We start from the raw sequence: 5,722 nt of genomic DNA, 5'->3' as shown, positions 1-5,722 counted from the left end.
TTAAGTCGTCGGCAGCGTCAGATGTGTATAAGAGCCAGCATCCCTCCCCCGCAGGCGGGAGAGGGGGCGCGTCGCATCGGAGGAGAGGGCGGCTCTCATCCCGCGCGGACGGCCCCTTCTTGCCTCCGCCCCCGCCTCACTTCGGCGCGGGAAACGCCAGGACGCCGGAGGTGTAGCGCTCGATCAGCGCGCTGAAGGGGGTGCCGTCGGGCAGCGTCAGCACCGCGCGATGGGCCAGCACGAACCGGGGAACCTCCAGGGTGCCGGAGGAGGGCGCCTCCTCCGCCGGCCGCCACAACAGGCGCGCCTCCAGCGTGCGGCGGCGGAAGTCGAGCGGCCGCACCACTTTGCCGAAAGGCGTGTCGGTGGTGTCGAGGATGGCGTTCATCTCGTCCGTCAGGCGATCCGGCCGGTAATAATTGTCGGCCTCCGACAGCACGATGGCGCCGCAGGTGAGCCGCACCCGGCGGTGTCGTACCGGGGTCTGCGCATCGGCGCCGAGCAGGGCGCGCACCTCCTGCGGGGCCGGGTCCTCGCCCGCGCGCTCGCGCTCCGCCCGCACCAGGGCCGGGTCGCCGATGCCGCGGGCGCCGCACCAGCGCTCCAGCGTCAGGGTGGCGCTGGGCTGGGCGAGCAGCGTGCGGTTGAGCTCGTCGATGAAGTCCTGCGCGGCGCGGCGCATGGCAGCGGTGTCGGGCCAGGGCTCCGCGGGCGAGGGCGCGCCGGACTCCAGCGCACGCGCAGGAGCGAGCAGGCAAGCCAGGAAAACGAGCGGCAGCACGGCCGGCAGCACAAACATGATGGCATCGCGCCCGAAGCAGAGCCGGAGAACCAGCCCTTTCTCCATAGCGCAGGCCGTCCCGGCTTGCCATCGCGCCAGTGCGCGCAGGTGGAAGGCCGCCGGGGTCCCCGCCAGCCTGCGAGGCTTTTTGTCCGTAATAGGACTTTTATCCTTGACAGCGTAACGCTGCTCCGCTAGGTTTTGTCCATGTTCGAGACGTGTGCCTGACGGGCTCCGCCCCCCGCGCCGTCCTCGATGCCGGTTTCGAGCGCCGGTTCGCCCGCCGCACGGCTCCAGGGCCCACCCCTTTCCGGACAGTCCCATGCGCAAAGCGTTGCCGCCCCGCCGGGTGCCAGCCATGGCACAGCTTGCGCGCCAGCTCTATCTGGATGGCGCGCCCCTCACCGAGATCGCCCGCCGCACCGCCCTGAAGCCCTCCCAGGTCTATTACTGGATCGACCGGGAGGTGGCGTCCGACGGCACCGTCACCCTGAAGCCGGTGGCCCGGCGGGTGACGCTGGCGCCGGGCGTCCGCAGCGCCTCGCCGGCGCGGGAGCATCTTCTGTCCCGGCTGTGGCGCGCGGCCGAGCGCCAGCTCGACGAGATCGAGCAGCGCCTCGGAAAGGCCGTGCCGCCCGAGGCCGACGCCGCCACAAGAGAGCCCCGCCCCGCCGCCGATGCGGAGAAGGACGCCCGTGCCCTCGCCGTGCTCGCCCGCACCCTGCGCGAACTTTCCGCTCTGGAGGCGGAGGCGCACAAAAGCCGCAAGGTGAAAGCCGAAGATGACGCCGTCCGCGACCTCGACACCTTCCGCCGCGAGCTTGCGCGCCGCCTTGATCGCCTGCGCGCGGACGGGCCGGGCGCAGAGCCTGCTGAATGAGCTGCCGGAGGCTGAAGCCGAACTCCTCCTCGCCGACTGGGCCCTGTGGGCCCGCCCCGACCAGCTGCCGCCCGATCTTGCGCCCTGCCGCGATCCCTGGACCACCTGGCTGGTGCTGGGCGGGCGCGGCGCCGGCAAGACCCGCGCCGGCGCCGAATGGGTGCGGGGCCTCGCCCTCGGCCGCCCGCCCTTCGCCGACCAGCCGGTGGGGCGCATCGCGCTGGTGGCCGAGACCATGGCCGACGTGCGCGAGGTGATGGTGGAGGGGGTCTCCGGCCTGCTTGCCGTTCATCCGCGCGCCGAGCGGCCGCGCTGGGAGCCCACCCGGCGCCGGCTCGAATGGGCCAATGGCGCGGTGGCGCAGGGCTTTTCGGCGGAGGATCCCGAAAGCCTGCGCGGCCCGCAGTTCGCCGCCGCCTGGCTGGACGAACTGGCCAAGTGGAAGCGGGCCGAGGCCACCTTCGACATGCTGCAATTCGGCCTGCGGCTTGGCGCCCGGCCGCGCCAGATGGTGACCACCACGCCGCGCCCCACCGCGCTGCTGCGCCGCCTGCTGGCCGACCCCTCCACCGCCGTGACGCGGGCGCGCACCGCCGACAACGCCTTCCACCTCGCCCCGAGCTTCCTCGGCCAGGTGCTGGCGCGCTATGGCGGCACCCGCCTCGGCCGGCAGGAGCTGGACGGCGAATTGATCGAGGACCGCGCCGACGCCTTGTTCTCCCGTCCGGCGCTGGAAGCGCTGCGGGAGGCGGAGGCGCCGCCCCTCGTCCGCATCGTGGTGGCGGTGGACCCGCCGGCCTCCTCGCGGGCCGGGGCGGATGCCTGCGGCCTCGTCTGCGCCGGCATCGACGCGACGGGCGTGGTGCATGTGCTGGCGGACGACAGCGCCGCCGGCCTCAGGCCCGCCCAATGGGCGGCGAAGGCGGTGGCGCTGTTCCGCCGCTTCGAGGCGGATCTCGTCATCGCCGAGGTGAATCAGGGCGGCGAGATGGTGCGCGCCGTCATCGCCGAGGTGGACGACGGCGTTCCGGTGGAACAGGTGCGCGCCACGCGCGGCAAGTTCCTGCGCGCCGAGCCCGTGGCCGCGCTCTACGAGCAGGGCCGGGTACGCCACGCCGGCGCCTTCCCCGCTTTGGAGGACGAGATGTGCGATTTCGGCACGGATGGCTTGTCGTCGGGCCGTTCGCCGGACCGGCTCGACGCGCTGGTGTGGGCGGTCACCGCTTTGGCGCTCGGCCCCAGGGCCGGCGCGCCGCGGGTGCGGGGGCTGTGACCGGGGTCAGCTGCCGCCGACCATGTCCGCGCCCACCGGAATCTGCACCTGCACGCACAGGCCGGTGACGCTCTGGCCCGGCTCGAAATCCGGCCAGTTCTGGTTGCGCTTGAGGCTGGCGCCGAGACATCCCCGCTCGGTGCGGTAATAGCCGACCAGCCGCTGCGAGGTATGCATGACCACCCGGGGCGTGACATAGGGATCCGGCGCGTAGCCGAACGCCGTGGTGGCCATGGGCTGAACCGTCGTCGTGGTGACAATGAGGACCAGGGCATAGAGCATGACGCCCTCCCTTTGCGTCTCCCCAGGACGCCTGTTGTCGCCCGGATGCCGTCATCGGGGTCAACATGATTCATTGTACGCCCCCGGCGGCCACGCCGAAACGATCTTGTGCCCCATGCCGGCGAGCAGCCGATGATCCATTGCATGTATCCAAAATACATGCATCATTGTGCCTACAAATGAGGCTGCATGACAACGGCGTGTGCAGACATTTGCCCTCCATTGGCCCCTACTGCCCCATCCGGAGCCATGAGACAGCATCTGAAAGCCTTCTTCGCGCGTCACGAGCCCCATTGCGGATCGCTTCTCGTCGGCCTGAAATCCGGCGCCGGCGGCATGCTCGGCATGGGCCTTGTGGGCGGCGCCGCCGCCTTCACCCAACTGCCGCTGCTCATCGCGCCCTTCGGCGCCAGCGCGGTGCTGCTGTTCGGCCATCCGGCGACGCCTTTGGCCCAGCCGGCCAATGTCATCGGCGGCTATGCGGTCTCGGCGACCATCGGCCTTCTGGTGGCGGTGGTGTTCCCCGGCGCCTGGTGGGCGGCGGCCCTCGGCGTGGGGCTCGCCATCCTCGCCATGCTGCTCCTGCGCGTGTCCCATCCGCCGGCGGGGGCGGTGCCCATTTTGATGGGGGTGGCCGCCAGCGATCCGTTCGAACTGGGCGGCATCGTCTTCGCCGGCTCCATCGCTTTGGTGCTGATCGCGAGCCTCTACCACCGCCTGCCGCCGCGCCACGATTATCCGCGCCGCATCGCCTGAGGCGCCGCCGCAGGCACCTGCCACCCGCATCAAGGCCGCCCTCCGGGGCGGCTTTTTCGTTTCCGGAGCCCTTCATGCTGGCCGAGCTTCTCGCCCCCTTCCGCCGCCGCCCGCCCGAGGAGAAGGCGAGCCGCGCCGCGCCCCTCATCGCCCTGTTCTCCGCCGGGCGGCCGCGCTGGACCCCGCGCGATTATGCCTCCCTTGCCCGCGAGGGCTTCACCAAGAACGCCATTGCCTATCGCGCGGTGCGGCTCATCGGCGAATCCGCCTCCGCCCTGCCGCTGGTGCTCATGGCCGGGCGCGAGGAGATGGAGACCCATCCGCTGCTCGACCTCATGCGCCGGCCCAACCCGCGCCTGACCGGATCCTCCCTCATGGAGGCCATCTGCAGCCACCTCATGGTGGCCGGCAACGCCTATGTGGAGGCGGTGGCGGTGGACGGCGCGATCCGCGAGCTGCACCTGTTGCGCCCCGACCGGGTGAAGGTGGTGCCCGGCCCGGACGGCTGGCCCGAGGCCTACGACTACACTTTGGGCGCGCGCACCGTGCGCATCCCGCAGGATACCTTGATTGAGGGCGAGGATGTGCCGGCCATCCTTCACCTCACCGCCTTCAACCCGCTGGACGACCATTACGGCTTCGCCCCTTTGGAGGCGGCGGCCCAGGCCCTCGATTTGCACAATGCGGCCAGCGCCTGGAACAAGGCGCTCATCGACAATGCCGCCCGCCCCTCCGGCGCGCTGGTCTACAGCGGCGCGGGCGCGCTTTCCGACGAGCAGTTCGAGCGGCTCAAGGGCGAGCTGGAAGCCTCCTTTCAGGGCGCGGTGAATGCCGGCCGCCCGCTGCTTTTGGAAGGCGGGCTCGACTGGCGGCCTTTGTCGCTCTCGCCCAAGGACATGGATTTCGAGGCGGCGCGCAATTCCGCCGCCCGCGAGATTGCGCTGGCCATCGGGGTGCCGCCGCTGCTTCTGGGCATTCCCGGCGACAACACCTACGCCAATTACGCGGAAGCCAACCGCGCCTTGTGGCGTCAGAGCGTGGTGCCGCTGGTGCGCCGGGTGTGCGACGCGCTCTCCTCGTGGCTCGGCCCGGCCTATGGCGGGGGCCTGTCGCTGGTGCCCGACCTCGACCAGGCCGAGGCGCTGGCCGCCGAGCGCACCGAGCTTTGGGCGCGCATCGGCGCGGCCGACTTCCTCACGGACGAGGAGAAGCGCGCCGCGACGGGCTATGGCGAGGGGGGACGGCGGCTGCGGTGAAAGACCCTCCGGCTTTCCGCACAGCCGCTTTTGTGGGATGGAGGAACACGCCAACACGGTCTCCGCCATGCTGTCCCACATCCATATCGGCACCAACGATCATGCCCGTGCCCACGCCTTCTATGCGGCGGTGCTGCCGGCGCTGGGCTGGGTGCTGAAGTTCGTGGAGCCCGAGCGCCCATGGTCCGGCTGGAAGCCGGCGGAGGCCGAGCGACCGCTGCTCATTGTCGGCCGCGCGTTCGATGGCGCCCCCGCGTCTGCCGGCAACGGCCAGATGGTGGCGCTTCTGGCGCCATCGCGCGCGGCGGTGGAGGCCTTCCATGCGGTGGCCATGGCCCATGGCGGCATCTGCGAGGGGCCGCCGGGGCTGCGGCCCGAATATCATCCGCACTATTACGGGGCCTATGTGCGCGATCCGGACGGCAACAAGCTCTGCGCCTGCTGTCACGCCCCTGAATAGGGGTTTAGCGGGCCGGCCCCGCGCCCTTCCGCCC

At 71.3% G+C, this 5,722-nt stretch carries 7 protein-coding genes; 5 read left to right on the top strand and 2 right to left on the bottom strand.

Annotated elements, in window-relative coordinates:
• Window positions 1-136: 136 nt before the first annotated feature.
• Window positions 137-799: a hypothetical protein gene (locus K9U40_RS21665; RefSeq protein ID WP_282892187.1), complete on the bottom strand. Its 663-nt coding sequence runs from the start codon at window positions 797-799 to the stop codon at window positions 137-139.
• A gap of 340 nt (window positions 800-1,139) precedes the next feature.
• Between K9U40_RS21665 and K9U40_RS21660 the strand changes: the two genes are divergently transcribed.
• Window positions 1,140-1,661: a helix-turn-helix domain-containing protein gene (locus K9U40_RS21660; protein ID WP_282892186.1), complete on the top strand. Its 522-nt coding sequence runs from the start codon at window positions 1,140-1,142 to the stop codon at window positions 1,659-1,661.
• Window positions 1,564-2,934 carry a DNA-packaging protein gene (locus tag K9U40_RS21655; protein ID WP_282892185.1) on the top strand — a complete coding sequence of 457 codons (1,371 nt, stop codon included), beginning with the start codon at window positions 1,564-1,566 and terminating at the stop codon, window positions 2,932-2,934. Before K9U40_RS21660 ends, K9U40_RS21655 begins: the two co-directional genes overlap by 98 nt.
• 6 nt (window positions 2,935-2,940) lie before the next feature.
• On the opposite strand, the gene K9U40_RS21650 is transcribed toward K9U40_RS21655, so the two are convergent.
• A complete protein-coding gene (locus tag K9U40_RS21650) occupies window positions 2,941-3,216 on the bottom strand; it encodes a hypothetical protein (RefSeq protein WP_282892184.1) in 276 nt (91 codons plus the stop codon).
• A gap of 249 nt (window positions 3,217-3,465) precedes the next feature.
• Between K9U40_RS21650 and K9U40_RS21645 the strand changes: the two genes are divergently transcribed.
• The 3 genes from K9U40_RS21645 to K9U40_RS21635 all read left to right on the top strand — a co-directional run bounded on the left by K9U40_RS21645 (window position 3,466) and on the right by K9U40_RS21635 (window position 5,688).
• Window positions 3,466-3,972: an HPP family protein gene (locus tag K9U40_RS21645; RefSeq protein WP_282892183.1), complete on the top strand. Its 507-nt coding sequence runs from the start codon at window positions 3,466-3,468 to the stop codon at window positions 3,970-3,972.
• Between the two features lie 74 nt (window positions 3,973-4,046).
• Window positions 4,047-5,228 carry a phage portal protein gene (locus K9U40_RS21640; protein WP_282892182.1) on the top strand — a complete coding sequence of 394 codons (1,182 nt, stop codon included), beginning with the start codon at window positions 4,047-4,049 and terminating at the stop codon, window positions 5,226-5,228.
• A 67-nt stretch (window positions 5,229-5,295) separates the two neighbouring features.
• Window positions 5,296-5,688, top strand: a complete 393-nt coding sequence (locus K9U40_RS21635) for a VOC family protein (RefSeq protein ID WP_282892188.1) — start codon at window positions 5,296-5,298, stop codon at window positions 5,686-5,688.
• Window positions 5,689-5,722 lie beyond the last annotated feature (34 nt).

Origin of the sequence: Xanthobacter autotrophicus (assembly GCF_030015065.1) — a bacterium.
GTDB classification, from domain to species: Bacteria; Pseudomonadota; Alphaproteobacteria; order Rhizobiales; family Xanthobacteraceae; genus Xanthobacter; species Xanthobacter autotrophicus_D.
This window is presented reverse-complemented; position numbering and strand designations above follow the sequence as displayed.